Raw genomic sequence first — 24,731 nt, 5'->3', positions numbered from 1 at the left:
AATGGGAGGTGAAGCGATGTGGTTCCTATTCGGCCTGCTTGCCATCACGGCGACCGGTGCCAACCTTTTGTTATACGCAACAGGGAAAGATTATCGGTTAGCGATGGCGCTAGGACTGTCGTTTACCGCTTTGACCATCGTGGCTGATTACAATATCGTTGCCAGCTGGGTCCGTGCAGAAGATTGGTCGGCACTAGCGGATGTCGTACCGATTATGGCGACAGCATTATGGGTTTTGACGATAGTCTCGATTTTATTAAACATCCTTCCGATCCTTTTGGAATGGAAAAGGAAGAACGGCTAGCCGAGGAACATGAGTCAGGTTTCTTTTACACACAAAAATCCCCACAGTCTTCTTTTAAGAAGCTGTGGGGATTTTTGATGCCTCTAAGGCTCCATCTATCCTATTTCAATATATGGTTCACCGGGTATTCAGCTTGAATTCTCTCTACCAAATCGATTCTGCCCATTCTGGATGATCAACGAACGGGTTACGGTTGCCTTGGATGTCCTCGATTTTTTCGTTGCGTTGCTGTTCCCATGAGCTGACCGGGTCTTGCTCATGCCATTCGAGCAACACAGAAATCTTGCCATGGTAAGGCGTTGAGCCGTTATTCACGAAATCATTCAGTTCCAAGTCTACGCCGTCACCTGATTCATAACGAACCGCCATATAAAACAGCATCCGGGCGACATCGCCTTTCACTTCATTTGGCGGCTCCCAAGAAGTCGGTGTGCGTAAGCAGCCATCACAGCCACTGACGGTACTGCCACCGTAATTAAAGTCCAAATTGCCGCGCAGCCCATTCACTTGTACGTCGGTCGGGCGCAAATGATGGATATCCGTTCCCGCTCCCATCGCCGTCCCGAAATTGCCGTGAGACTTCGCCCATGTGTGTTCGCGGTTCCAATCTCCGACATTGCCGCCGTTCAAGGATTTCGAACGGGACTCGCCTGTATATAATAAGAGAACGTTATTCGCGTTATTTGGGTCTTCATCAGTGATTTTCAATGCGTCCCATACTTGTGAATAACTAAGTTCCGTGTGTCCATCGATGATGTCGTGAAGCTCTGCTTTTAATGACTCGCCTTGCAAACCATTCGCCGTTTCGTAATAGCCATCCACAGTTGGATCTGGATCAGGGACTGGGGTTACGCCAGATTCCATCGTGTGACTTCCTAGGTATTCCACTGTATCGCTTGGGTATACCGTCCATTCAGTTGAAGGGTTGAATGAGTTATTCACTATGCTGTCGCCAGACTGAATATCCGGATTGCGGACCAGCGTAACGTCTTTCAAGTTGTCGATGCGTGCACCTACTTGGCCAAGCGAATCGATCGGTGCTCCGGATTTTTCTAGGACCAATGCATCGTCGCCATTGAAATTGACGACACTGTTATTTTGCAAATCGCCCTTGCTTTGGATCGCTGCATTGGCGCTCCCGTGATAAATGACGACCGTCTCACCGTTTGCGACAGTGCCGGAAAGAGCCATTTCACTTTGCGAGGAGGTGCTGCCATTGGTATACAGCGACAATGAATAAGGGCTCAATTCAACAGAAGTGCCTGTGCCATTATAAATCTCGATTGCTTTGTTGAAGCTGCTGCCTTCTATGTATTCCGAGATAAATAAGTCATTCGCCGGAGCAGCTGCTTCCACCGTCGTCTGTGATGTCGGCACCCCAAAGCTTGCGACTAACCCTACTGCCAATAAAGCCTTTGCTGATTTGTTCCATAAGCTGTTATTCATCTTCCTGTCGTCCTCCTTTTTAGTAAAAGCCCTTAACTGTGTAATGGTGATTTTTATTTTGTAAATTTTTGAAACTTAATTATTCAAATTTACAGTTTTTTCTACCACCGTTTTCAACTTTACAGAACGCTTTCTACAAGGTCAATGTTATTTAGCAAAAATTACAGAAAATTAATAAAAAGTGCTGAATCAATTCTGTCATTGATTCAGCACTTTTTAACTTAATTGCTTTCTGATTAAGCTTATTCAAGCAAAGTATAAAAGAGATCGGACTCATCCAGCATTGTCACTTCAGTTAACTCTTCACGGCTGGCTACCTCATTAATGTCCATCATGGGATCGAAAATTGCTCCGTATAAGATGGCAACCTCTACTCCCGCTTCTGTTTCAAACGTGAAACTTCCTGTTGTATAGGGCAAATCCTCCGTGACGTCAAATCCATGATAAGGAACACTTCTGTACCAATGATAGCCCTTTTCACTTTCTGTAATACTTGCCGCCCCTAAAGCCCCTTCGTACTCATACAATACAATCGTTTCGCCTTTATATTCTTCCACCGTAACACCACGCGCTTTGTCTTCCAGCCCATTTTCCATTGCTTCCTCTTTTGTATCGTACCAAACGGCCTGATTACAAGCTGCTAAGGTGAACACGAGACAGATGCCAAGAACCATCGTTTTGAAGCTTTTCAAAGAACCATTCCCTTCAATTGGTCTGCTTATCAATGAACTCGAGCTAAATCAACGTCAGCATGAACGTAATAACAAGTGCCTGCCCCAGGATAATCGACAAGTTTTTAATATTTATTATTCTCTTTTCTGGCAGCAAGAACTTGTACGCCACTGAAAAAATCACCAATAAAACGACAAAAGTGAACAGCAGTGATGTTAAAAATTCGGCCATTGGAATTCCTCCTAACATTTCATCATTACCCTTTTAATACGCGTTGACTACAAAAATCTCTAGTTCGCGCTCACAAATCTTTTCTACTCATAAGATTTCAGGATCATAAGGCTCCATCAAAGCCGCTGTGATTTCTTTTCTTTTTCGTTCAATTATTGTTATTTGGCGGAATGTAATGATGGAAAGGACAATAAGCGCGATGAATATATAAACATTCTCTTGATTGTCCTTATGGATTATTTTTGCCATGTTTTTTATTCCCTCCCCCATACCAGCCCATAAATTCACCTGAATTAAGAAATGCCTTTAAGAAACAGCTTCAACACTTCGCTATAGAGTTTGGGTTGTTCCATATGAACTAAGTGAGAGGCAAAGGGAATAATCGAAACATGAACATTTTCATGCATGGAACGGTAGGATATCGCCCCTGTTGTCTCGTTAGGGTTCCCTTCGCCCACAATAAGCAAGATAGGGGAACGGATTCCCGCTAAATCTTTTGTTTCTTCAAACGGATACCATTCGTCATTTCGTGCCATGTACAGAAACTGTTTCCAATCGGCTGCGTGCAATTGATCGAAGTGATGAATGGCTTCTTCATTTTGAAGGAGCTGAGTTTGAACGGCTACATCTTCCTTGTGCATCTGGTTCCAATTCTCAGGTTTTCCCGGTGTTATACCGGATAGCGTCAAGCTTTTGACTTTTTCGGGGAACCTCTTAGCAAAAAACAGCCCAACCAACGCGCCCAATGAAGCACCTACGATATGAATAGAGCTCATTTCTTTTTTCTCCAATGTATCCAATAGGTCCCTCGCCGCGTCCTTAAAAAAATTAGACAAATCATTGTTGATGGATTGGCCATGTCCGCGTAAATCAGGCAGTACCACGCGAAATGAGTCTTTAAAGAATTCTCTTTGGTATTCAAAGTCCGTCATGCCCGTCTGCAGCCCTGTGTGCAAGAATACAATCGGCTCTCCTGTCCCCACTTCTACTGAATGCAAAATCATGAAGGTATCTCTTCCTTTCCTCGTACATTTGATAACCGGAATTCAAGTGTAGCTCCATCTTTTCGATTAGAGCACTTGAATAGTAAACTTCATTCAATATATAGAAAAATTTGTTAATTAAATTGTACCTTACATTTTTCTGGAACAATAGGGGGAATTTCATTAGCACTGCTTCCCCCCCTTAGTATCTCTACGGAACAAAAAAGAAGATGCTCAACACCAGCACCTTCTTACCTAAGCCTTATTGATTTATGGTCGAGCTGTCCCGGCAGAAATTATTCCCTATTTACCGAAAGAAGAAAGAAACTTCACTCTGTCCCCCATTGGCGGGATATTATTATCAACTAAAGCCACTTCTAAAATGGCTGGGCCGTTCAAGCCGGTTAATGCGTCCAGCATATTTTGAGACAAATCGTCCAAATCATCTACGCGGAAGTTCGGGATATTTAAGGCTTCAGCCATTGCCGCAATATTGACTGGCTCTTGCTCGAAAGATGGATGCGAGCGTTTATATTGCAAAGTATGCCCCTGGTAAACCATCCCTAAGCGTGCATTATTCATGACGACGAACAAAACAGGCAGATTGTATTCTTTAGCGGTGAGGATCTCCATGCCGTGCATGAAGAAACAACCATCGCCCGTCAGTGCCACGACCGGCCGATCAGGTTCAGCCAGCGTCGAGCCGATCGCTGCGCTCAGCCCGCTCCCCATAGCCCCGAAATGGACGTTGATATCAAAAGTGTCTTCTTCCAAAACGTCCATATCATGAATCACATAGGCCATAAATTCGCCGATATCAATTGTATAGCGCGTGGAAGCCGGCAACAATTCCTGCAACTTCAGCAAGACGTTTTTCGTATTGTATTCCGCATCCTGCTCCGTTCCCTGATCACGCTCCACTAACTTCACAGTCTGCGGTCTTGTCAGTCCTCGATCTTTGAGTTCGTCAATAATTTGGGACAAACTATCCGTCATGTCTCCATGCACAGGAATATTAACAGGATACTTTCGGCCGAAAACAGTGTCGTCAAAGTCCAGCTGGATCACAAATCGGTCTTTTGCGAGATTTGGGTTGTAATTGCTGGTGGCAGTTTCCCCTAAACTGGACCCCAGTACCATTAAGGTCTCTGCATCGCCTTCGTTCACCAACAACGAAGTCTGCTCATTGCCGGCAAAACCGAACACGCCTGAAAAAAGCGGATGATCTCCCCGGAACAGTCCCTTAGCTACAGGTGTCGCGACGATCGGCCAATCGAGTAATTCGGCCAGTTCGACGACTTGAGCCACTGAATTGCGCACCCCTTGCCCCGCAAAGATGAACCCCTTTTTCTTCTGCATCAATCGATCGGCTACTCGCTTTACTTGTTCAGCGGAGATTGGGGCATGCCGCTCGATTTCGAGCTTCGGAATCGGCAGTTGTTCGATATTCCCCATTTGCACATCGATCGGCATCGCCACATGGACCGGGCCCGGGACACCAGACAGCGCAATTTGTGTCGCTTTGGCAACCTCAGCCAATAAATTCTCCGGTTTCAATACTGTCACACTATACTTGGTGATCGACTGAAAAAGCGACTGTGCATCCAGTTCCTGCGACGCATTCAAGCCCATCGTACTGACCGGCACAGCCCCAGTAAGAAACAGGATCGGCAAATGTTCGCGCATCGCGTTAGCCGCCCCAGTCAGTAGGTTCGTGCCTCCAGGGCCACTGCTGCCGATGCATACACTCAGTTCCCGAGAATACTTTGCGTAGGAAGCGGCCATATAAGAAGCGGCCCCTTCGTGTTTGGTAACAATCGGAGTCATTTCCGGAAAATCCAATAATTGATCATAAAACGCATTGACTGAACCTGCGGGTATCCCAAAGATATACTTAACACCATTTCCTTCTAGGTATTCCAACACATTACGAACTGCTTTCATAACACGCCCACTCTCCTCAAATAGTAGTAGCCAAAGCTTTATTCTGTTGTATCAATAAATCCAAGCATTCCCTCTAGGTGTGCACTCAAGCTGTAAACATAATGGAGTTTTAGTCAATCGCTATCATTTTAAAAATTTGATACCTTGTGTAAGTATCTCTTTTAATTGTTATATATTTCAAAAAACTTGCTGTGTCATTTTTACTATAAGTTTCAATTCGAAAATATGCAATAGCTGGAAGGGAAATTCAGTTAGTAATTTTCAGGGAAGCCATTCTTTTCCGTAAAAAAAAGAAGCCCTTAAATGAGCTTCTTCACTAATAGATTTTGATTAGTTTGATGCCGGTTCCGCATACCCACTTCCTGCTAAAACCTCTTCTGCAGTCAATTCCAGCCATTCCTCAACTGGCATATTGGGGTGCTGCGTCAAAAACTTTTGCATAATGTCATACCCGATCATGTGACTAGCGAAGATAGGCACTTTGGTAACGGCATTGCCATAATAAAAATCGTTCCATACTTCAACTTCCGCCGAATCTTTTTCTTTTAGAAACAGCATTTTGGTTTCTTCTGTAATTTTTTCATCTGCATTGGCTATCCAATCCAGTTTAGATTCAGGGTAAATAATTTCCGCAAAAGCTTCAGCTTTTCCTTCCATCACTGCCGTTTCTAGTAAGGTGGTATTAATTGGATCTTCCGCAGTTCCTCTTTGCATATCAATCATATGAAAGTATTCATGCGCGATAGTGTGTTGCAAGCCTTCTTCAAGAAGAATAGGGGTGGCAAATAGCACCATCACGTCCTGTTCTAATGCCATCCCTGAAGGATTCAGTTCCTCTGTCTTCCCATGTGTATATGCGGGATTCGCTGGAAACACATGTACGGTCTTGTCACTTCCGGGCAGCATTTCCGCAGATTTCTTTAAAGCCTCATCGATTGCTGTATGCAAAGGCTCTTCCGATCGGATAATGCTTGGAGTTCGCTCTGCAACGGAATAATGTCTTTAGGAGGCGCGTAAAACCAATACTCTATTTCTTCTATGCTCTCCTCTTTCCCAAAAGCATTGTTTTGGAATGGTTCTATTACAGTTTGTTCATAAGACGCCTCCAGCGAATCAGCATCTTTCTTTGCTAACTGTAAGTAGTGGTCAAACGAACGGTAATAAGAAAACACATTGATTTTTTGGTCCCCGACTTCCACGATAGCCGGTTCAAATAAAGGCACTTGCTCGTTTTGATTTTCAGATGTAGTTTCGGTTTTTACAGCCGTTTTGGCCGAACCCTCAGTTTCCACAAACTCCTCTGAGCATGCCGAGGAAACCATTGCGAGGCTTAACAAGATGACGCCCAGGCTTCTCTTCAATATCCCCCACCTCTTCATAAATACTTTTTCCGCGAGTCAAAGACATGAATAATCTTTCATCACTAGTTGAAGTTATCCCTTTACGCCCTACACATTCCTATTGTAGGGTATATGTACAATATTTGGAAACACATTTATTGGTAGATAAAAAGAAGTTTTTTATTCATGGTAAACATTCAAAACAAGTTCTCTTTAACAAGGAGGTTCTTATGGAAAATCTTATTAGAATTATAGCTGCTGGTATTATGGTCTTTTTGCTATATGTCCTATTTTTCGTCGAAGACTCTAGCGCTTTTACTCCTTTCATTATGATTGCTTCAGCTACTGGATTTATCTTGTATTTCATCTCATGGAAGTACTTCAGCAAAGAGCGTAATTGAGCGAAAATGCTCCAGCACTAGCAAAATCTTTGTGTACCGATTCATACATTAGTATTCTATAGCGATGAATCCTCATCCCTTTTGCTCTTGTTAAAGTTTTTTTCTGCGATAAAATTAATTTATACGCACCATGAAGGAGAGAGCTTATGACGAGCAATTACGATCTAATGAAATTGATTTCCGACCCAAAAATTGAAGCCATCCTTTATTCCGTAAAAAATAAGGACAAGACCGTCAAAGAAATCGCTGCTGAACTCAACGACAAGCCTTCCAGATTGTACTATCCGATTCAAAAGCTTCTAACTACTGAGCTAATCAAGATAAGCGAAGAAAAACAGATTGGGAATTTGATCGAAAAATATTATACATCCCGGCATCTATTCAGTGAGGAAGAAGTGATAAAATTAGAAGGCGAACTCGCTATCAAAAATTCGGCTTCGTTATTAACCCATGCTTTGTGGACTTTCAATAAAGGCCTCAATCTACTAAAATCCGATTTGGAAAAAACGGAAACCGACAAGAACCAAGACTATTCACGGGCGATGTACGGGGAAATGACGGTTTCCCTCACTAATTCCGAATGGGTTAAAGTAAATGAAGAAATCCACAAACTCATCCGCAGTCGAAGCAAAGAAGACCAAAGTGAAACAAAAGAATATACCTTCTCTCTCCTTACTTACGAGAGTGATTCAGAAAGCCATTAAGCAGAGTTATGCTTAATGGCTTTTTTCATGCTTGCTGCTGAAGCTGAATGTCTTCAATTTTAGGCAATGACCGGATCTTTTTGTTCAAGAAGAAATAAAAAGCGATGCCGACCAAGCCAAATGAACTGATCATCATCATATAGTCTACTCCAATCACAGAAGTGAAGACGCCTCCTAATATGGCACCGAGGGGCATGGCCGAGACCAAAACGCTATCGATGATGGAAGAAACCCTGGCCAACAAATGCTCTTCTATCGAAGTCTGTAAAAAGGTGATGAGTAGAATGCTCATCATGCCAAAAGGAATCAATGCGAGTCCTAGAGAAACGGTCGATATCCAGTTATTGCTGATAATGACCGAAGAGAACCATAGTATGAATGACAGCAACGGCAAAATCATCATCAACAATCCGAGTGGAAACTTCATCACTTTTACCACTAGCACCGAGCCCGTTAGATTGCCCAGAGTGATAGCGACGATGAACATCCCGTATTGTTCAGCTCCCCCTCTTTCATTTGCGTAGACAGGAAGAATCGCTTCTGCCATACCGAACGAAAAATTGGCGATTAAAAAAGGCAAACAGATAAAGACGATTTTGGATGTGAAAAAATAGACGAATCCCGATTTCAAGCTTTTCTTATAGGCCGCCCAATCGCTCACTTCTCGCTTCACACTTTCAACAGGCGGTTTGACCTTTATCATGCTGAAAAAGAAGGCCGCTGCCAAAAATGTCAGCGCATTGAATAGGTAAATATTCTGCACCCCGATAGTTAAGATGAATCCGGCAAAAACTGCCTTCATGCCGATATCCACCATTTGCCCGCTGCTGCTGATCGCAGAATTGAATTTACCTCGATCTTCTTTCGCAACCAATTGGGGGACCACCGCAATTTCAGCGGTCCCCTGAAAATTTTCAAGAAAAGAAATAAAAAACATGATGGCCAGTACAAGAAAGACAGATTCATAGCCTAGCGAAATTCCCACAGGAATGGCCAACATCAAGAGGAATTGAAAAAACTGGGCGTGAAGCAATATTTTCGTTTTGTTCATCTCTTCGATCAGTGGCCCTAGAAGAAAATTAAAGCATTTCGGAATCATCACAATCGCTGCGGCCACACCTGTATAAAGCGCATTTTGACTTAATTCAAACACATACCAGATCACTGCGACTTCGTACAGGCTATCGCCCGACACAGACACCAATCTTCCAAGGAACAGATTCCGGATATTTTTACTCTTGAACAAAAAACCACCACCCAAATATTATTTATCATTAAAATTAATTTTAACGATAAATAATATTTTGTCAATAACTATCATGAGGGAGTTTTTTCTTATACAACATGAAAAGTGTTGAGGGATTTATGCTTTCTAACTAAAAAAAGAAGGCGCTTCTAATGAAGTTCCTTCTTCGGGGAATTTGTCGTATGTCAACAAAGCATGACTCGCTAAATAGAGGAGCTTTTTTACAATTAGACAAGATTCATTCAATCTACTTGAGCTCTCATCGGTTTCATAATTCGTTTTTGATATCTCCAGGTAATGAAAATAAACAAACTAATAATACTGAAAGTGATTGGTATAATAAACAACTCCCAAATACTAGAAGAGTAATATTTTATTTGATGGGCAGCTTCAACAGTTTCCAAATAGGATTGTTTGTATTCAAATTGGACGACCCATTCATTGTTTGCCATAGCCATCGTTCCAATGTCATATTCGTTTGGAACAATCGATTCGCTAATTTTTCCGCCTTGCCCTACGATAAGCGAAGCTCTTTCGTAATCAATGGGAAATACAGTAGTTGGCTCCTTTTGTGATGTGCTAGTGTCTTCGATATCATCCGTTGAGAATACCGCAATATGTTGCAATTGCTCTCGATATTGTTCAAAAACTTTTTGTAATGCCATCTCATTCGGTCTATCCTGTGCTGATAATGCAGTAAAAGCCTTAGCCATTATATCCTCCTGTTGCTGTTCTACACGTTGAGCTTCTTGTTGATCATCCTGCCATATGGCCAATTCACTAAAAGAGAATACCAAAAGAACAATCGTAATAAACAGTGAGAGCCAAAAAGAAGCTTTTAAAAATTTCGCGAAGTTTCCTTGGGCCGTTAAAAACCGCGAAACTTTTTCAAATGGCTTTTTTTGCTCGATACGCATGGGTAGCTCTACTTGTTCTACGTCATCAAATTCCGTTCTCATTTGCTGTAAAACTCGAGAACACGAATCACACTGACTCATATGTTGGTCGATAAACACCTTGCTTTCATCACTGCACAGTTGATCTATATAGGAAGGCAATAAATCACGGACGATGTAACATTCATTCTTCATACACAGTTCCTCGCTCTCTCAACTTTAATTTAGCTCTGTAAAAAGTTACTCTTGCCCAGTTTTCATTTCGTTGGTGAATTTCACCAATTTCTTTGAAGGATAAACCTCCTAATAATCGCAGCAATACGACTTCTTTAAATGGCTCACCCAACAAATGAACCATACGGAAAAGTTCAATTTTATTTTCGTTAGCAATGAGATCGTGTTCTAAGGATATTGCGTGATCATTTGTATGGAGCTGATCCGCTTGCTTTACTTCCCTATCGACATATTTATAATAGGTATGCTTTGCAATTTGACACAGCCAGACCGACATTTTGCATTCGCCGTTGTAATTATCAATCGAGCGAATTGCTTGATAAAAGGTTTCCTGCGTTAACTCCTGTGCCAAATCCGTATTTCGACAGAGTGTTATCAAATATTTATAGACTTGTTCCGCATGCTGTTCATATATTTCCGTAAGTTCATCCACCCTTCTACCTCCCTTCACCCTATATATCTGAAATAACCACATTTCGTTACATGCTTATTAAGTTTTTTCAATTTTTATAGTGTAACATTCGAAATTTTATTTACGATGATTCCATTAATAACTAAGTGTTAACAAAGTATTCGAAGAGTCGCGCCTCCAAACAAAAAGAGAAGAAACTCATACTAGAGTTTCTTCTCTTCCGATAAGGGGTCATATGTAAACCAGTCACTCTTTGCTTGCAGTTTTCCTACCTTATCTACGGCTAACAATTAGAGCGCCAATTCCACTTATGAGCATATAAGCGATGACAAAAATCCATAGATAAGAAATTGAAATTTGGTCATACCCCATATACGTTATAGCAGCCAACATTAAAAATAGAGCACCTAAGAACAGGTTAGCAATAATTGCGTAATACTTTCGCATATTATTCAAGGTCCGCTCATCAACTTCTGGAGTTCTATCCTTTTTCGATCTTACGTAAAAAAGATTTCCCAGGAAAATGATAAACAAACCAGTAATACCACCAAGAATGGCCGACCAGTCTACTCCGCTGAAAATAAACGTTCCAATAATTACACCTATTAATCCGCCTGTCGATGCGATTGTAATATTCCATTGTGCGTATTTTTTCTTTTTCATTTCTCTTCCTCCTCTTCCAAAATAAAAACTTCCTCGATCGGAAGGTCAAAATATTTGATGATCTTTAACGCCAATTCCAGACTTGGGTTGTATTTATTTTTTTCGATTGCCGTGAACGTCTGCCTTGTGACCTGTAAATCTTCGGCCATCGTAATTTGCTTAATCCCTCTCTCTTTGCGGATTTTTTGAATATTGTTTTTAACCGGCATGCCTTTCCCTACTTTCTAGAAATCAGGATGTAAATATATCTTTACATAAACTATAAAAGCTAAAAACTTAAATGTAAAGAAATCTTTACTTTTTTTATAAAAGTAATCAAAAAATGACGGATGTTATGTAGAAAACATCCGTCATTCCTAAATACTTCAAAGTTTTTATTTGTTTATACTGAACTTCCGCTAACCTCATGATATGTAAACCAAATTTTTCAATCTATTATTTCGAGTAATTCTTTTATATGCCGTTTATTTTCTATTCTAAAAACATCATTTGCAGTTATTCTAGGTAAAAATATATTCACCCCTTCTTGATCCCATACCAAAAATTCGTCAATATCACCGGTTTCATATAAAATACTAATTCTATAGTCTTCTCTTCTCGACATTTCATAACCAGCATTATTATCTCGGTCTGCTCTATTAAGTATTCTCGTGAAATTCTTTATTGTAGGATTATCTGTTATAACTCTTTCTTCAATAAGCTCATTTGTTTCTCTATCAAAACTTTGTACTTCAATACTATCGATATTGGAAAACCCGTTAGAAAGTATTGCGTAACCACTCATAAATACAATAGCTATTCCGATAAAAAATAAAATCTTTCTTTTCACCAAATCCCCTCTTTCTAATATCCAACTACTCACAAAACCATATCAATAGCTAAGTGATTTTAACATATATTCCTAATTTTCAAGCAATATATTTCGGCATTTATATTCGTTAACAATAACTACTAACCGTTCGTAAAAGTACACTTTTACACATAAAAAAGAGAGAGAAAGTATGTTTCAATCGACCTCTTCTCCCTCTTTCACTACCTTTCACTTTTTTGTGTATATATGATAAACAGTACTAAATCCACTCGCTCCTCCATATCCACCACCAAAATTTAACCCCTTTGTTTTAAAATCAATCTCACGGCTTCTAAGTTCTTCTAACACGGAAAAATGTTGGTCGACACTTGCCGTTGTATGATACAACACCCATCTTGTGAACAAGACTCTTTTTATAAACTTAAGCATCGGTTTCCCTCCCTCTTAGTTCTATAAAAATACTAGCTATAAAATCATTCACTGAAAATACCATAAAATTCCTTACTTCAATTTTAACAAAAATTCTTACAATTAAATAGTTTCAATAAACTCATTCGAAATAAAAGCGTTCGTAAATGTACACATTCACGAACGGTCGGAAAAGCATTAAAAACGACTAAAAAAGCGTTCGTAAACACACCCATTCACTTTTCGAACGTCCGCTATCTTCCCACTAGTTTTACGAACGCTTTTCTTATTGTTTCTTCATACGATTCACGCCTCATTCAAATGCAAAACTCACAAAAAAACTCCTGACCACCAATTCTGGTGGTCAGGAGTTTTAGCTTACTCAAAATGTCCCATACTTTTGAGCTCTTCGTAGACGATCCATGAATATTTTTTTCTGCCTTCACTGTTTAAATGGTCAGAGTCGATAAAATAGTCTTGGTTGTCTGAGAATCGGGAATCGTCCATGTAGTTTAAGAAAGGCACGTCCAAGTCCAGAGGGTCTAAGTACTGGAACACTAACCGCTCCATCGCTTGTTCATCAAAATGGTCTAGATACGTCTGGTGGACAGGCTCCATGGTCAGCACCACTTGGTAGCCTTGGTCTTTGCAATACTCCAAGAGCTCCTGAAATTGCTTTACATTTTGCTCGATTTCATCGTTGGCGGATGCTTCCCTATACTGCTCTTCTATGAACTCTGTCTTTCTTTCCGCATAGTTTTTGCCATCGTTTGCCCAGGATTGATGGGAAGTCCATGTAAAGCCTTTCCATTTGCTTGAAAGGGCGGAAGTGAAGATTTCGCTATTGGTGCCCGGGAAGTATAAATACCGGTAATAATCCACCATACTGAATGGTTCAATTTCGCTGTGGTCTAAAATTTCATAATAGCGCCCGACGTCCATGTCCTTACTATTGACGAAAGACAGTTGGGAGATTGAAACGATGACCACCCCATTCGGCTTTAAATGCTCGCCGTACTCTTTCAGCAATTTAAAATCGTATTGAAGCGTCTGGGCAGGCAGCGCCAGATCCAAGTGAGACAGGCCAGTCGGTTTGAAATAATAGCCGTACATTGAATGGGATGCGCCAAGATTGATGATGTCGACCGGATGCGGGTCTTTCTTAAACGCCAAGATGTCGTCGTTGATATTGTAACTCCGTGACTGCTTGACAAAGTTATTGATCGGTATAAACAATAGCAAAGCCACAGTGATGATAATGGTTAATTTTATGAATAAACGGCCCATGGCAAATCCTTTCGTTGCTGTAGTTCTTTTCCTTAATTGACTGGATAGCCCGCGCTTAGATTACGCGGGCACCTTTCCGGTTAAAATCCACCATATACGAACCCTTGACCTGTCGCACCGAATACCAAGACGGATACAACGATTAATACGTATACAGCGTAACGGGCGAATACGGGGCGTTGCGATAGCCAGTTCCATGTCGAGGTATTCTTTCTTTCCACATGGTGGAACAACTGCATGACGACAAAGAAAAACGCAAAGATGGCTAGATCGAGCAGTGAAAATATCTCGAACGCTTCTATGATTCCGGACGGCCGCCACGAGCTAGGCGTTAAGAATAGCTGTGCATTGGTAAATGCGGCAGTCACTGAATCCGACCGGAAGAACACTCTAGAAAAACAAACCAATAAGAACGTAATCGCGATTTTCACCCATTTATGGAATGTGGGATTTCGGTCCAAGTAGGTAAATGATGCCATCTTCCCACGAGCTTGTTTCGTATGGTCGCCAAATACGCGGTAAAACCCGTGAATCAGCCCCCATAACACAAAACTCCAAGCAGCTCCGTGCCAAATGCCGCTGATTAAAAACGTGATGATGATGGCTACGTAAATTTCGCTTCTTTTCTTTTTCCCTTTACATAACGGCACGAAGATATAATCTCTAAGCCAGGTAGAAAACGTAATGTGCCAACGGTTCCAGAAATCCCCGATCGATGTGGCAAAATGCGGCTGCTTGAAGTTTTCGGTCAATTTAATTCCAAGCATTCTGGCGCAGCCAATTGCAATGTCGCTAAGTGCGGAAAAATCGGCGTAAAGTTGAACCGAAAATAAAATGGTTGCGAGGACGATTTGTGACCCGGTTGCATCCGGGTTATCGTACACACTCGCTACGATGGGCGCGAGCCGGTCCGCAATCAAAGTCTTCTTAAAAAATCCCCAGGCGATTCGCTTCATTCCATAACTTAAGTTTTCGTATTTTAAGGTTTGTTCTGCTTTAAATTGTGGAAGCAGCTTTTTCGCGCGTTCGATCGGCCCCGCCACCAATTGCGGGAAAAAGGCGAAATAGATGGAAAAATAGCCGTAATGCATTTCCGCTTTTAGCTTGCCGCGGTAAATGTCCACCAAGTAACTGACTGCCTGGAACGTATAAAAAGAAATCGCGATCGGCAGGATAATTTCCTGATAAGGAATAGTGTAATCCACATTCAAATAGGCTGAAATGGCGCGAAGTGAATCGTTGACGAAGTTAAAATACTTAAACCAGCCAAGAAAAAACAACAAGACGCCAATGCCCACGAGCATGACTTTCTTCTTTTGTTTTTTCGTTTCCTGTTTTTCAATCAGGATTCCGGTCACATACGAAAACGCTGTACTGGTCAACAGCAAGAAGACAAAATAGCCGCTTAAGCTGGCATAGAAACTATAACTGGCAGCCAATAAAAGAACCCATCGCCAGCGATGTGGGATGGAGTAATACGCAAAAACGATTACGGCGAAAAATAGTAGAAATTCAATTGAGATAAACGTCATTCGATCACCTGATAATTAATCAACTAAAGGATGCTTTTGTCTGAAGGAAGCCAGGTCCTACTGCAGATGCAGCTGGTCCTGCCGCCTATGCACTAGGCAGCTCCGCATATAGGATTTTCCCGAAATCGTTGCGTGGGAATTCCTCAATGCTTATTACTTTAAAGCCCTTTAAGTTTAATTTTTCCTTAATTATTTTTTTAATTTGCACTTGGTCTTCCTTTAATGTGTAAATGAATAATTTATCATCTGTTCCTGAGCAGACACAGTCATGCCCTTGCTCATGCAACAGTCCTTCCACTTCATCTAAACTGATGCGGCTTCCGGCAATTTTAAGGATTCGTTTCGTGCGTCCCGTTATAAAGAAATAGCCGTCCTCGTCAAAGTATGCCAGATCCCCTGTATGCAGCGTTCCGTGATTGTCGTCTTTGCTCGACAGGTCGGCTGAGGATTCCGCATAGCCTAAAGACACATTGGCTCCTTGGTAGATCAATTCCCCGACTACGTGTGGCGACGTGATCGGCTCACCATTGCCATCTTGCAGCATCAATTTGCCGCCGGGGATCGCGATGCCGATGCTTCCGGCTTTCTCGAGGCTTTTTTCATGCGGCAAGTAGCTCATCCGCGCTGTCGCTTCGGTTTGACCGTACATCGTGACAAATCGAATTCCTTTTTGCTGGCAGAGTTCCGCAAATTTAGACGAGAGCTTGGCGTTCAGTTTCCCTCCGGCTTGCGTCAGTGTTTTTAAGCTTGGGAGGTCGAACTGTTCAAACTTCAACTTATCAAGCATCTCGTACACGAACGGAACTCCCCCGAATGTCGTTGCTTGCCGCTCTTTGCACAAATCCCAAAATTCTTTTTTCAAGATCGAGGCATCCGTCAAAATGATCGCCGCGCCACAGATGAGATGGCTATTGATGATCGACAGTCCGTATGAATAATTCATCGGAAGCGTGGTGATCGGTTTGTCGTCTTCTTGGATATCTAAGTACTCCCGAATTGAGTCAGCATTACTGAAAATGTTTTCGTAACTTAAGCGGACAAATTTGGGGCTGCCCGTACTTCCTGAGGTTGTTAAAAGGAGCGCAAGATGTTCATCTAGCTCGTGTTGATGAACGGCCGGGCATTCGAATAAAGAATACTCCCCAAACTCAAATGACCGATTCATCGTTTTTGCGAGGTCTTCGTTTTCACGGTTCGCCCAAATATACGCAGGCTGATACAGCTCAATCAGCCGGTCAAGCCGGTCTGCTTGAATCGAAGCATCCAACAGCACCGGCACAATACCGCCTCGAAGAAAGCCCACATAGCCGAATACTGACTCTTTATTATTGGCACATAAACAAAAAACGAGCGTTCGCTCTCCAACTTGTCGGCTAATCGAATCAGCAATCTCGACCATTGCAGCGTACGAGTATTCCCGCTCCGCATATATGGCCGTGCGGTCTCCAAACGCCTCCAATTGGTTGAAACTATTCATTGATGAAGTCTACTCCTAATCGGTCCAATAACTTGAGTCCAGACTGGTACGAATCGAATTCGGACATCCATTCGGAATCCAAAGAGACGTCAAAGGCCTCTTCCATCGTGGAGATGAGAATCATATGGCCAAGCGAATCCCATTCACTCGTCTCACCCAATACTAGCTCTTCCCCTACTTCATCTTCATCTATTTCCAATGCCTCCACGAAAGCATTTCTGTATTTTTCAATATTCTTCATTTGTTACACCCTTTCCATTCTGGTTGTCAGTTGTCTCTGCAGAAAGAATGGCTTTTCAACCAGATTCCATACACGAGAACTTACAGTGCCGCGGCAGTGTTTCACAGCGACAACAGCTTTATAGATTTGCTTCGTAAATTGTTTAATTGAAAATGATTATCACAGTCAATTATAAATCCAACCAATGAAAAGTCAACTTCGTATTTATGCGTGATAAACGCTATCGCTACACGGCTTAGGTGGTTATTGTTCCTGCTCCTCCTAAGCGTTGCGCTAATTCTTCCAAATAACCGACTGAAAGCCCTAAACATTTTGGTTCTCCTCTCCTAAATCCAAAACAAAAGTGCTACACTGAAACTAAGTAAATAATCATGCAGGGAAAAGGTGCTGATTCGTCAGCGTAACAGGGAATCCGGTGAAAATCCGGAGCTGTTTCCGCAACTGTAAGTGCGTATGAAATAAGAGATGCCACTGGGGAGACCCGGGAAGGCCTTAGAGTAAATCGATGCACAAGCCAGGAGACCTACCTTTTTCTGAACGTATTTTTGCTCTTCGGAAGATAAGAGGATCTACGGCAACTTTTTCCTATGGACGGCTTTATGCCCGATATTCGCAATCGTGCCACTCTCTTCGTTGAGAGTGGCTTTTTTATGTCTTTTCAGAAGCGATACGTCTGCTGATATTTACGGATTCTATTTAGGAGGTGAACAGATGAAAAAAGACATGCGCTACCTATGCTACCCGTTCATGCGGGAAAGCGCCTCGACGGTCGACTTCGAGATTCGCACCGATTCCTTGACGACGCGGATCGGCGAAGCCATCGCAACGAACGATATTCCTGTCATCGTTGACGATCTGCGCTATTTGCAGCCGATGGTCTACCATTTAAACGGCTCTGTGCGCGGGAAACTTGCCATCACGGAACAAGATCTCGCCGAGCTCAGCGAATTGTATGATCGCTACGTGGCGGAAGTGAAAGAACAAATCGATCAGTTTGTCTTGCCGCAAGGAACGCACGGTGCGTGCATTCTTCACGTCTGCCGCAGCGAAGCGAAAAAATCCGTCCGCGCCCTTCACCACGTGACGCTCGAACGCGAAGTGCCGGAGCATTTGATGGACTACACCAACCTGCTCGCCAATGTCTTTTTCGTGATGGCCGTCTATGCCAATAAGCAGCACGGCGTCGATGAAATCCCGTTCGTCAGTAAATCGTATCCAACAAAACGCATGAAGAAAAAGGAGACTCACTCGTGAAAATCAAATCATTTCTTTTACTCAGCATTCCACTCGCTTTAACTCTTGGCGCTTGCCAAGATGACTCGGCCGAAGCCCCTGCGACAGAAGAAACACCGGAAGAAACGGCAACGGAAACTTCAGGCGACACGCCGTACACGGTTACCGATGATAGAGGCGAAGACATCGAATTCGAGCAAGCGCCTGAAACGATTGTCTCCCTCATCCCAAGCAATACCGAGATTGTCTTTGCACTAGGTGCAGGAGATCAATTGGTCGGCGTGACCGACTTCGACAACTATCCGGAAGCGGCACAAGACATTGAACGTGTCAGTGATTCTGTCGAATTCAATGCCGAAAAAATTATCCAGCTTGACCCGGATGTCGTCTTGGCCTACTCTACCGGCGAAGCGCCGCCTGCCCTATCTCAACTAGAAGACGCAGACATTCCGGTATTCGTCATTCAATCCGCGACTTCATTTGACGAAGTATATGGCGATATCGAACAAATCGCTTCTGTCCTGGCTAAAGAAGACAAAGGCGCTGAAGTAATCGAAGGCATTCAGACGCAAATCGAAGATGTCCAGGAACGCCTCGCAGCTGTAGAAGAGCAAGAAGAAGTTTACGTGGAGATTAGCCCGTCTCCTGAAATTTACACAACCGGCAAGTCCACGTTCATGCAGGAAATTCTCGACCACGCTCAAGTGACCAATGTCTTTGAAGATCTCGAAGGCTGGCCGAATATTTCTGAAGAAGAAGTCATCACCCGCGACCCTGAAACCATCTTGACGACCGTGTCATATGTCGAAGATGCCGTTGGTGACATTGAAGCGCGCGATAGCTGGTCAGCTGTTGAGGCAATCGAAAACGGCGAAGTCCATTTCATCGATTCCGACATCACTTCCCGCCCTGGGCCGCGCATCGGCGAAGCCGTGCAGCTGGTCGCAGAAACCGTTTATCCGGAATTGATGGAGTAAGTCTGTTCCATTATCTATTCAACCGAAAAAAAGCGCAGCCGATTGGATCGGTTGCGCTTTTTTCTATTCATCGTCGCGAATATTTTGCTAGCGAATCATTTCACTGAACTTTCCTCAATATACGTCAAAGTTTTCCCGCTCACTCCGAGCAACACTGTCAAAATTGGCGACAGCAAGCAGAAGAACGCAAATGGCAAATATTCCAATGTCGAAACGTCCAAAACCGAGGCGATGAAAATCCCGCAGACGCTCCACGGCACGAGTGGATTGACGACTGTCCCTGCATCTTCCATGACGCGGCTCAGGTTCTTTCCAGCCAAGCCGACTTTCTTATACGGCTCCTGAAACGCCTGGCCCGTCAGCAAGATCGATAAATATTGTTCCCCGACGAGGATATTCGTGCCAATCGCCGTCAAGGCAGACGCGACGATGACAGAAGATACTTTCTTCAGCAGACTTTCGATTTTCGCAAGCAGGTTTTGGATGATGCCAAGCTTGAATAACAAACCGCCCATGCTCAGTGCGAGCAGGACCAAGGCGATGGTGAAGAACATGCTTGCCATGCCGCCCCGTGACAGCAATGCATCAATTTCATCAATGCCAGTCGACGATTGGTAGCCACCAAACAGGATGCCGAGCATCGATGACACTTGCAGGCTCTGATGGAATAGGGATACGCCAAGAGCGACCACTGAACTCGCGGCCAAGGTCAACACCGCTGGCACTTTGAAGACCGTCAAGACGATTAAGACGACAAGCGGTGTTAAAGCGTACCAATGGATCAAGCCGGTCTCAAGCAAGCCTTCCTTAAACAAAGCGATGTTTTCCGTATGATCCAAGCTCACAGATGGCGATAATAGCCCGAAGAACACCAGCGTTAAGATAAAGGCAGGAATCGTCGTCCAGCCCATATTGCGAATGTGTTCAAAGAGATCCACGCCTACAATGGAGGCGGCCAAATTGGTTGTATCCGATAACGGCGACATCTTGTCCCCGAAAAAGGCGCCGGAAACGATTGCGCCTGCTGTGATGGCGAGTGACAAATCCAGTGCGCCAGCGATACCGATCAAGGCCACACCCACGGTCGCCACTGTTGTTAAAGAACTGCCAATTGATAGCCCGATAATCGCTGTGACGACAAAGACGACCGCAAAGAAAAACACGGGCGTCACCAAGCTAAACCCGGCGTAGATCAAAGTCGGGATCGTCCCGCTCATCATCCAGCTGCTGATGAGGATGCCGATGAAGAAGAATAAGAAAACGGCGCCCATCCCCGCGCTAGCGCCTTCAATCAGCCCCCGCTCCAATTCACGGTAGGATAATTTTTTAACCAGCCCGTAGCACATCAATAATAGGATCGAGATCAAGATCGGCACGTGCGGAGCCGCTTCGAACCGGATAATGCTGAAACTAATGATGGCAACAATAAGCGCGACCAAAGCCGCCGCTTCCTTTGTGCCTGGTGATAAAATCGCTTTAATATGAAACATGTCCAGTTCCTCCTGTATTGTGAAAATAAAAAAAGAAAACCTATCATCCCTTAAAAAAGGGACGAAGGTTTTCTCCGCGTTACCACCCTAGTTGATCTTCCGCTTCGGAACATCCACTCAATTGACCGTTGAAACTGCAGATGGCGTAATTCACCCCGATTGCTGCCTGGACTTCCACCGACCGTCCAGTCTCTTACCGCTGCGCGCAATGAGCCTACTCTTTCATCATTCAACATATTCGTCGTTGCTTTTTGCAATTGCTTTAAATCTTAGCATCTCCGCGGAATAAGTCAAGCGGTGGAACGCGGACAGGTTTTCTCCTCCTATTTTCACTTCTCCAACATGCGCTTGAGAATCCGGATCTGTCCCCTGTGGCTCGTTTCATCTTCTACGACATGAAACCAGAGATAATACTTATTGTAAGTGATGCCATTATAATATTGCCCTTCTTCATACAACCAGCTATCGTCGACACTTTCCATTAGCGACAGTGTATGGTCCCTGACCTTCTTTAATTCATCCAGATAATAATCAAGCGAATGGCCACGGATTTCGCTTCTCGCCTTGTCCCCCAACTCAAGTGGCACCAGCCATTGCTCCAACTCTTGCTCTGTTAGGTCTCGATTTTCAAACGCGATGATCTGGTGGACAAATTCAATCGCCGCCATATGCATTAAGAGCGCCCCGATCGAATTCGAGTGCCCGTCAGCTAAATAATCCAGCTGTTCGATTGATAAGCCTTCTACATCCGTCAACGTCACCGTGCGCGTATAGTCGAGCATCGAGACAAGTTCGCCGATTTTTGGCGAAAAGCCTGTAGTTTTATTGATTTTGAATCTCACCTTCTAACCCCCGCTTAAATACGTATTGGTCAAAGTCTAATATTAGTGAAGGAACAGTCATTTTTTTAGCATATTTGAATTTCTTTTTTCTTTATACTGAATTAGCTTTTCTTCTGCTTCTCGTTTGTTATAAAAACCTTCCGAGTGGATGGCATCGACATCCTCTTCTAAAGAGAGAGCATAAAATACCCGTGCATCCTCTTGGTAAAGATTAATAAAATACTCATAAGTTGCTGGGCCAATATATCGCCAATTATCCTGATCATACAAATCGCCCATATTCCAATATTCCTTGCCATCGATAATTTTTGTATCGCCGATTGTATCGGATGGAGGAGATGATGACAATTGTCTATCCATCCATTTCCCGACCGAGATTAAAATGGCCTTTATTAACACGGCAATCAGCTCCTTTAATCAATCAGACGCACTTCCCTTAAAGCAGCGGCTCCATTTCTTTAAGCCAAATTATTCGGTTCGCTATAGTGGCTGGTTTAGGATGGCGAGGATACTTGTTCTCTACATGAACTAGAGCTTTCGCATGTAAATATGAATCTGTGGGCTGCCCATCATGAAAAAGGCCAAATTGACAAGCCAATTTTTTAGCAATGTCAGATGCTCCCCAAGCAAAAATGAGATGATCTGCTGATGCTAGAACTTCTTTAAGTTCTTTCGTATTTCCTTGTTGGAATAGAGAGTGGGCGACATTTGCTTTACGAAACTCTTTTTCACGACTAATAAAACTCTTCATATTCCCTTCACAAATATCCGATAAGTTAATGAGCGTAATAACATTCCAGCCTTTTCTCTCCATTAGATTCATTAATTGATATTGTGTAGGATCCGGCTTCGCTGAAATAAATTTTGCTTCTGCAATTTCTATGTTTCCTATCGATTCTCCCGGTAAACAACCACCTGGGTTAATCATTACGAATACTGCATCCGTAGTAGATTGACTAATGCCTTTTCGAAAAATCCTTGCTTGCTGTCGCATTAAGAAACGTTCTTCATTGACTTGTGCATAATAAAATTTCGCTTCTACTTGAAAAGTCTTTCTTAACTGCTCTGCTGGTATTAACATCATAGACTCACTCCTTATGTTTAGTTATTTTGAGTGTAGCAGCTGAAAATAACTCTCGTTCCCCATTTTTGGGAAACGTGATTTATTAGGAGTACAATCCGTCGTAGCGTGCAACTTCTTTCTTCATATCGTCAACTAATTTCTCAGGATGGATTGCCTTCGCATCGGCTCCCCAAGTTAATAGCCAGCGGACAAGACCTTGGCTTACAATACCTTCAAATTCAAGCAAGAATTTTTTGTCATCCATTGGCTTAATAGAGGCGTTTAGCCCGAAACGATCGATTACTACATTGATTAAATGATTATCAAACTCAACCGCAATATTACTCTTTTCACCCGAATACATATGAAACAATTGGGAAACGTACTCTTTAAGCTTAAAACCTTTTTCATCTACCCATTTCTTTTCTGACTTTAGAACGTCACGCATCCGATCTATTCGGTAATGAATGATACTCTGCTTACTTTTTTCAAAAGCAATCAAATAGTAATATTCCTGATTCCAAACAACACCATACGGTTTCACTTCGTATTCATTGCCTTCTCTACTCAGCTTAAATTCTTTATTAACATCGAATCGACCATAGCGAAAACTTAGCCATCGTTTCTCCTTAATCGCTTCATGAATTGTTTGAATGTATTCAGCAAACTGTGGTGCGTTTACTTTTGTATCACTTGGTATAAGTTCATTTGATAAGCGTTTCGAGGTCTCTTCATCTGTTAAAGTTCTCAATTTATAAATTAAACCTTTAGTTTCTTCTTTAGATATGAACCTTGCTGACGAAACAGCGTCCATTAAATAACGGAGCTCGTACAGTTCAAAGAGGGTCGTTGAAAGATAATATACATTCTCTTTATAATTAGTAACGTTTTTATCTTTAACTACTGTGAAAATAGATTCTTCTTGCACCAAACTCTCCAGTCTCTTTCTAGTATTACTTATAGAAACCCCAGAATCATATTCCTCTAAAAAAAATTCATGAATCTCTTTTAATGTCTTTGGATTATCTTTGCTGGTGTATCTGGTCAAACAATCAATCAGGTTTAACAAATTTGTATTTGCCATTTTTTCACCCTTATCTGAAATCCTTTTAGTCAAACATATCTCCTATATTCAAATAGTAACATATGACTATATAAGTTATAATTGTAAATATTAGATTTTTTAAAAAGTAGGAGGTTACTTGTTTTATGATAAAGTCATTCTTAAACAAAATTTTAGCATCGCCGACCGAAGCACCGTCCACAATATCGTCCCCGAAAATTTATCTATACGAACCAAACCAAGAACAATTGCAAAAAGTGATGACCTCCCCCGATGTTCCTGGAAAAGCACCGGGCTATGTCTATTTCGTGCAAGAGCAGATGAACGGCTCTTTTAAAATCGGCAAAACCAAGCATGTTGAGCGCTATATGAACTTGTTCGTCGTCAAATTGCCTTTCGAAAACAAATTGATCCATTTGATCAAATCCGGTGATCACCACCAGACAAAAGCCGCCTTCCACCAACATTTCAAAAATAAGCGTCTGGAGGGAGAATGGTTTGCGTTGAATCAAGATGACGTAGCTTGGCTAAAAGCAGGTAGGTATCCTGAGACTATCCAGCAGACGATTTCAGGCGGGCAGATAATTGCGGATCCCCCATCCCCTCAGGCGGCAAAAGACGATAAACCACTGACGCCAAAACAAGCGGCATTCGCTAAAACCTTACTCACCAAGCTTGAGGACCGCTACGAACTTGCTGTGGATTTTTCGCAGCTCACCCACAAAGACCTGAACCGCTTAAGCGGCTATTTCCGCTTTAACAACCAAGGCGCCTTGAACAATTTGGTATCAGCTGGTGTGCTCAAAGAAAAATGATGACACTAAAAAGGCG

At 42.7% G+C, this 24,731-nt stretch carries 29 protein-coding genes and 1 riboswitch; of the genes, 5 read left to right on the top strand and 24 right to left on the bottom strand.

Features of this window, described 5'->3' with window-relative positions; translation table 11 throughout:
* The first annotated feature begins 16 nt into the window (after positions 1–16).
* Positions 17–304 (top strand): hypothetical protein, encoded by a 288-nt coding sequence (locus BBI11_RS04140; RefSeq protein WP_068460911.1) that lies wholly within the window; start codon positions 17–19, stop codon positions 302–304.
* Between the two features lie 144 nt (positions 305–448).
* On the opposite strand, the gene BBI11_RS04135 is transcribed toward BBI11_RS04140, so the two are convergent.
* The 8 genes from BBI11_RS04135 to BBI11_RS04110 form a co-directional block, all read right to left on the bottom strand.
* Positions 449–1,750 carry an endonuclease gene (locus tag BBI11_RS04135; protein ID WP_068460909.1) on the bottom strand — a complete coding sequence of 434 codons (1,302 nt, stop codon included), beginning with the start codon at positions 1,748–1,750 and terminating at the stop codon, positions 449–451.
* 242 nt (positions 1,751–1,992) lie between these two features.
* Positions 1,993–2,442 (bottom strand): hypothetical protein, encoded by a 450-nt coding sequence (locus BBI11_RS04130; protein ID WP_156889035.1) that lies wholly within the window; start codon positions 2,440–2,442, stop codon positions 1,993–1,995.
* A 43-nt stretch (positions 2,443–2,485) separates the two neighbouring features.
* Positions 2,486–2,653: a hypothetical protein gene (locus BBI11_RS16310; RefSeq protein WP_156889034.1), complete on the bottom strand. Its 168-nt coding sequence runs from the start codon at positions 2,651–2,653 to the stop codon at positions 2,486–2,488.
* 87 nt (positions 2,654–2,740) lie between these two features.
* Positions 2,741–2,902, bottom strand: coding sequence for a hypothetical protein (locus tag BBI11_RS16305; RefSeq protein ID WP_156889033.1), 162 nt, complete (start codon positions 2,900–2,902; stop codon positions 2,741–2,743).
* Positions 2,903–2,946: 44 nt separating this feature from the next.
* Positions 2,947–3,657, bottom strand: a complete 711-nt coding sequence (locus BBI11_RS04125; protein ID WP_068460906.1) for an alpha/beta fold hydrolase — start codon at positions 3,655–3,657, stop codon at positions 2,947–2,949.
* A 282-nt stretch (positions 3,658–3,939) separates the two neighbouring features.
* Positions 3,940–5,580 carry a thiamine pyrophosphate-binding protein gene (locus BBI11_RS04120; protein ID WP_068460904.1) on the bottom strand — a complete coding sequence of 547 codons (1,641 nt, stop codon included), beginning with the start codon at positions 5,578–5,580 and terminating at the stop codon, positions 3,940–3,942.
* A gap of 330 nt (positions 5,581–5,910) precedes the next feature.
* Positions 5,911–6,528, bottom strand: a complete 618-nt coding sequence (locus BBI11_RS04115; protein ID WP_068460902.1) for a DUF2268 domain-containing putative Zn-dependent protease — start codon at positions 6,526–6,528, stop codon at positions 5,911–5,913.
* Positions 6,501–6,941, bottom strand: a complete 441-nt coding sequence (locus BBI11_RS04110) for a hypothetical protein (protein ID WP_068460900.1) — start codon at positions 6,939–6,941, stop codon at positions 6,501–6,503. The genes BBI11_RS04115 and BBI11_RS04110 overlap by 28 nt, the downstream gene beginning before the upstream one ends.
* Positions 6,942–7,467: 526 nt before the next feature.
* On the opposite strand from BBI11_RS04110, the gene BBI11_RS04105 reads away from it, so the two are divergent.
* Positions 7,468–8,025: a helix-turn-helix domain-containing protein gene (locus BBI11_RS04105; protein ID WP_068460898.1), complete on the top strand. Its 558-nt coding sequence runs from the start codon at positions 7,468–7,470 to the stop codon at positions 8,023–8,025.
* A gap of 25 nt (positions 8,026–8,050) precedes the next feature.
* Here BBI11_RS04105 and BBI11_RS04100 read toward each other — a convergent pair whose 3' ends face one another.
* The 11 genes from BBI11_RS04100 to BBI11_RS04050 all read right to left on the bottom strand — a co-directional run bounded on the left by BBI11_RS04100 (position 8,051) and on the right by BBI11_RS04050 (position 17,232).
* Positions 8,051–9,271: an MFS transporter gene (locus tag BBI11_RS04100; protein WP_167358145.1), complete on the bottom strand. Its 1,221-nt coding sequence runs from the start codon at positions 9,269–9,271 to the stop codon at positions 8,051–8,053.
* Between the two features lie 242 nt (positions 9,272–9,513).
* The gene (locus BBI11_RS04095) at positions 9,514–10,362 is read right to left on the bottom strand and encodes a zf-HC2 domain-containing protein (RefSeq protein ID WP_068460894.1); all 849 of its coding nucleotides are present in this window, start codon (positions 10,360–10,362) and stop codon (positions 9,514–9,516) included.
* Positions 10,352–10,834 (bottom strand): RNA polymerase sigma factor, encoded by a 483-nt coding sequence (locus BBI11_RS04090; RefSeq protein ID WP_068460892.1) that lies wholly within the window; start codon positions 10,832–10,834, stop codon positions 10,352–10,354. Before BBI11_RS04090 ends, BBI11_RS04095 begins: the two co-directional genes overlap by 11 nt.
* A 252-nt stretch (positions 10,835–11,086) precedes the next feature.
* A complete protein-coding gene (locus tag BBI11_RS04085) occupies positions 11,087–11,476 on the bottom strand; it encodes a hypothetical protein (protein ID WP_068460890.1) in 390 nt (129 codons plus the stop codon).
* Positions 11,473–11,685 (bottom strand): helix-turn-helix transcriptional regulator, encoded by a 213-nt coding sequence (locus tag BBI11_RS04080; protein ID WP_006830166.1) that lies wholly within the window; start codon positions 11,683–11,685, stop codon positions 11,473–11,475. The genes BBI11_RS04085 and BBI11_RS04080 overlap by 4 nt, the downstream gene beginning before the upstream one ends.
* A 218-nt stretch (positions 11,686–11,903) precedes the next feature.
* On the bottom strand, positions 11,904–12,305 hold the full coding sequence (locus tag BBI11_RS04075) for a hypothetical protein (RefSeq protein WP_068460888.1): 402 nt from the start codon (positions 12,303–12,305) through the stop codon (positions 11,904–11,906).
* 210 nt (positions 12,306–12,515) lie between these two features.
* On the bottom strand, positions 12,516–12,716 hold the full coding sequence (locus tag BBI11_RS04070; protein ID WP_068460886.1) for a hypothetical protein: 201 nt from the start codon (positions 12,714–12,716) through the stop codon (positions 12,516–12,518).
* A 357-nt stretch (positions 12,717–13,073) separates the two neighbouring features.
* Positions 13,074–13,982 (bottom strand): hypothetical protein, encoded by a 909-nt coding sequence (locus tag BBI11_RS04065; protein WP_068460884.1) that lies wholly within the window; start codon positions 13,980–13,982, stop codon positions 13,074–13,076.
* Between the two features lie 80 nt (positions 13,983–14,062).
* On the bottom strand, positions 14,063–15,514 hold the full coding sequence (locus BBI11_RS04060; RefSeq protein ID WP_068460882.1) for an MBOAT family O-acyltransferase: 1,452 nt from the start codon (positions 15,512–15,514) through the stop codon (positions 14,063–14,065).
* Positions 15,515–15,599: 85 nt separating this feature from the next.
* On the bottom strand, positions 15,600–16,991 hold the full coding sequence (locus BBI11_RS04055; RefSeq protein WP_083389005.1) for an AMP-binding protein: 1,392 nt from the start codon (positions 16,989–16,991) through the stop codon (positions 15,600–15,602).
* The gene (locus BBI11_RS04050; protein ID WP_068460880.1) at positions 16,984–17,232 is read right to left on the bottom strand and encodes an acyl carrier protein; all 249 of its coding nucleotides are present in this window, start codon (positions 17,230–17,232) and stop codon (positions 16,984–16,986) included. Before BBI11_RS04050 ends, BBI11_RS04055 begins: the two co-directional genes overlap by 8 nt.
* 365 nt (positions 17,233–17,597) lie before the next feature.
* Positions 17,598–17,777, top strand: a riboswitch (cobalamin riboswitch).
* Positions 17,778–17,943: 166 nt separating this feature from the next.
* Here BBI11_RS04050 and BBI11_RS04045 point away from each other — a divergent pair.
* Both BBI11_RS04045 and BBI11_RS04040 read left to right on the top strand, forming a co-directional pair.
* Positions 17,944–18,486, top strand: coding sequence for a hypothetical protein (locus BBI11_RS04045; protein ID WP_068460878.1), 543 nt, complete (start codon positions 17,944–17,946; stop codon positions 18,484–18,486).
* On the top strand, positions 18,483–19,442 hold the full coding sequence (locus BBI11_RS04040; RefSeq protein ID WP_068460876.1) for an ABC transporter substrate-binding protein: 960 nt from the start codon (positions 18,483–18,485) through the stop codon (positions 19,440–19,442). The genes BBI11_RS04045 and BBI11_RS04040 overlap by 4 nt, the downstream gene beginning before the upstream one ends.
* A 95-nt stretch (positions 19,443–19,537) precedes the next feature.
* Here the strand turns inward: BBI11_RS04040 and nhaC are convergent, their stop codons facing one another.
* The 5 genes from nhaC to BBI11_RS04015 form a co-directional block, all read right to left on the bottom strand.
* Positions 19,538–20,932: a Na+/H+ antiporter NhaC gene (gene nhaC, locus BBI11_RS04035; RefSeq protein ID WP_068460874.1), complete on the bottom strand. Its 1,395-nt coding sequence runs from the start codon at positions 20,930–20,932 to the stop codon at positions 19,538–19,540.
* A gap of 329 nt (positions 20,933–21,261) precedes the next feature.
* Complete coding sequence (locus tag BBI11_RS04030; protein WP_083389138.1) at positions 21,262–21,714, bottom strand: DinB family protein; 453 nt, start codon at positions 21,712–21,714, stop codon at positions 21,262–21,264.
* A 117-nt stretch (positions 21,715–21,831) separates the two neighbouring features.
* A complete protein-coding gene (locus BBI11_RS04025) occupies positions 21,832–22,134 on the bottom strand; it encodes a hypothetical protein (RefSeq protein WP_167358143.1) in 303 nt (100 codons plus the stop codon).
* Positions 22,135–22,210: 76 nt separating this feature from the next.
* On the bottom strand, positions 22,211–22,858 hold the full coding sequence (locus BBI11_RS04020) for a DUF1643 domain-containing protein (protein ID WP_068460867.1): 648 nt from the start codon (positions 22,856–22,858) through the stop codon (positions 22,211–22,213).
* A gap of 82 nt (positions 22,859–22,940) precedes the next feature.
* Positions 22,941–23,954 (bottom strand): helix-turn-helix transcriptional regulator, encoded by a 1,014-nt coding sequence (locus BBI11_RS04015; RefSeq protein WP_083389004.1) that lies wholly within the window; start codon positions 23,952–23,954, stop codon positions 22,941–22,943.
* A 92-nt stretch (positions 23,955–24,046) separates the two neighbouring features.
* Between BBI11_RS04015 and BBI11_RS04010 the strand changes: the two genes are divergently transcribed.
* Positions 24,047–24,715 (top strand): GIY-YIG nuclease family protein, encoded by a 669-nt coding sequence (locus BBI11_RS04010; RefSeq protein ID WP_068460864.1) that lies wholly within the window; start codon positions 24,047–24,049, stop codon positions 24,713–24,715.
* Positions 24,716–24,731: the final 16 nt, after the last annotated feature.

The sequence above is a fragment of the Planococcus maritimus genome, from assembly GCF_001687625.2.
GTDB lineage: Bacteria > Bacillota > Bacilli > Bacillales_A > Planococcaceae > Planococcus > Planococcus maritimus.
The sequence above is the reverse complement of the archived record's forward strand: the minus strand, read 5'-3'. Positions and strand labels throughout refer to the sequence as shown.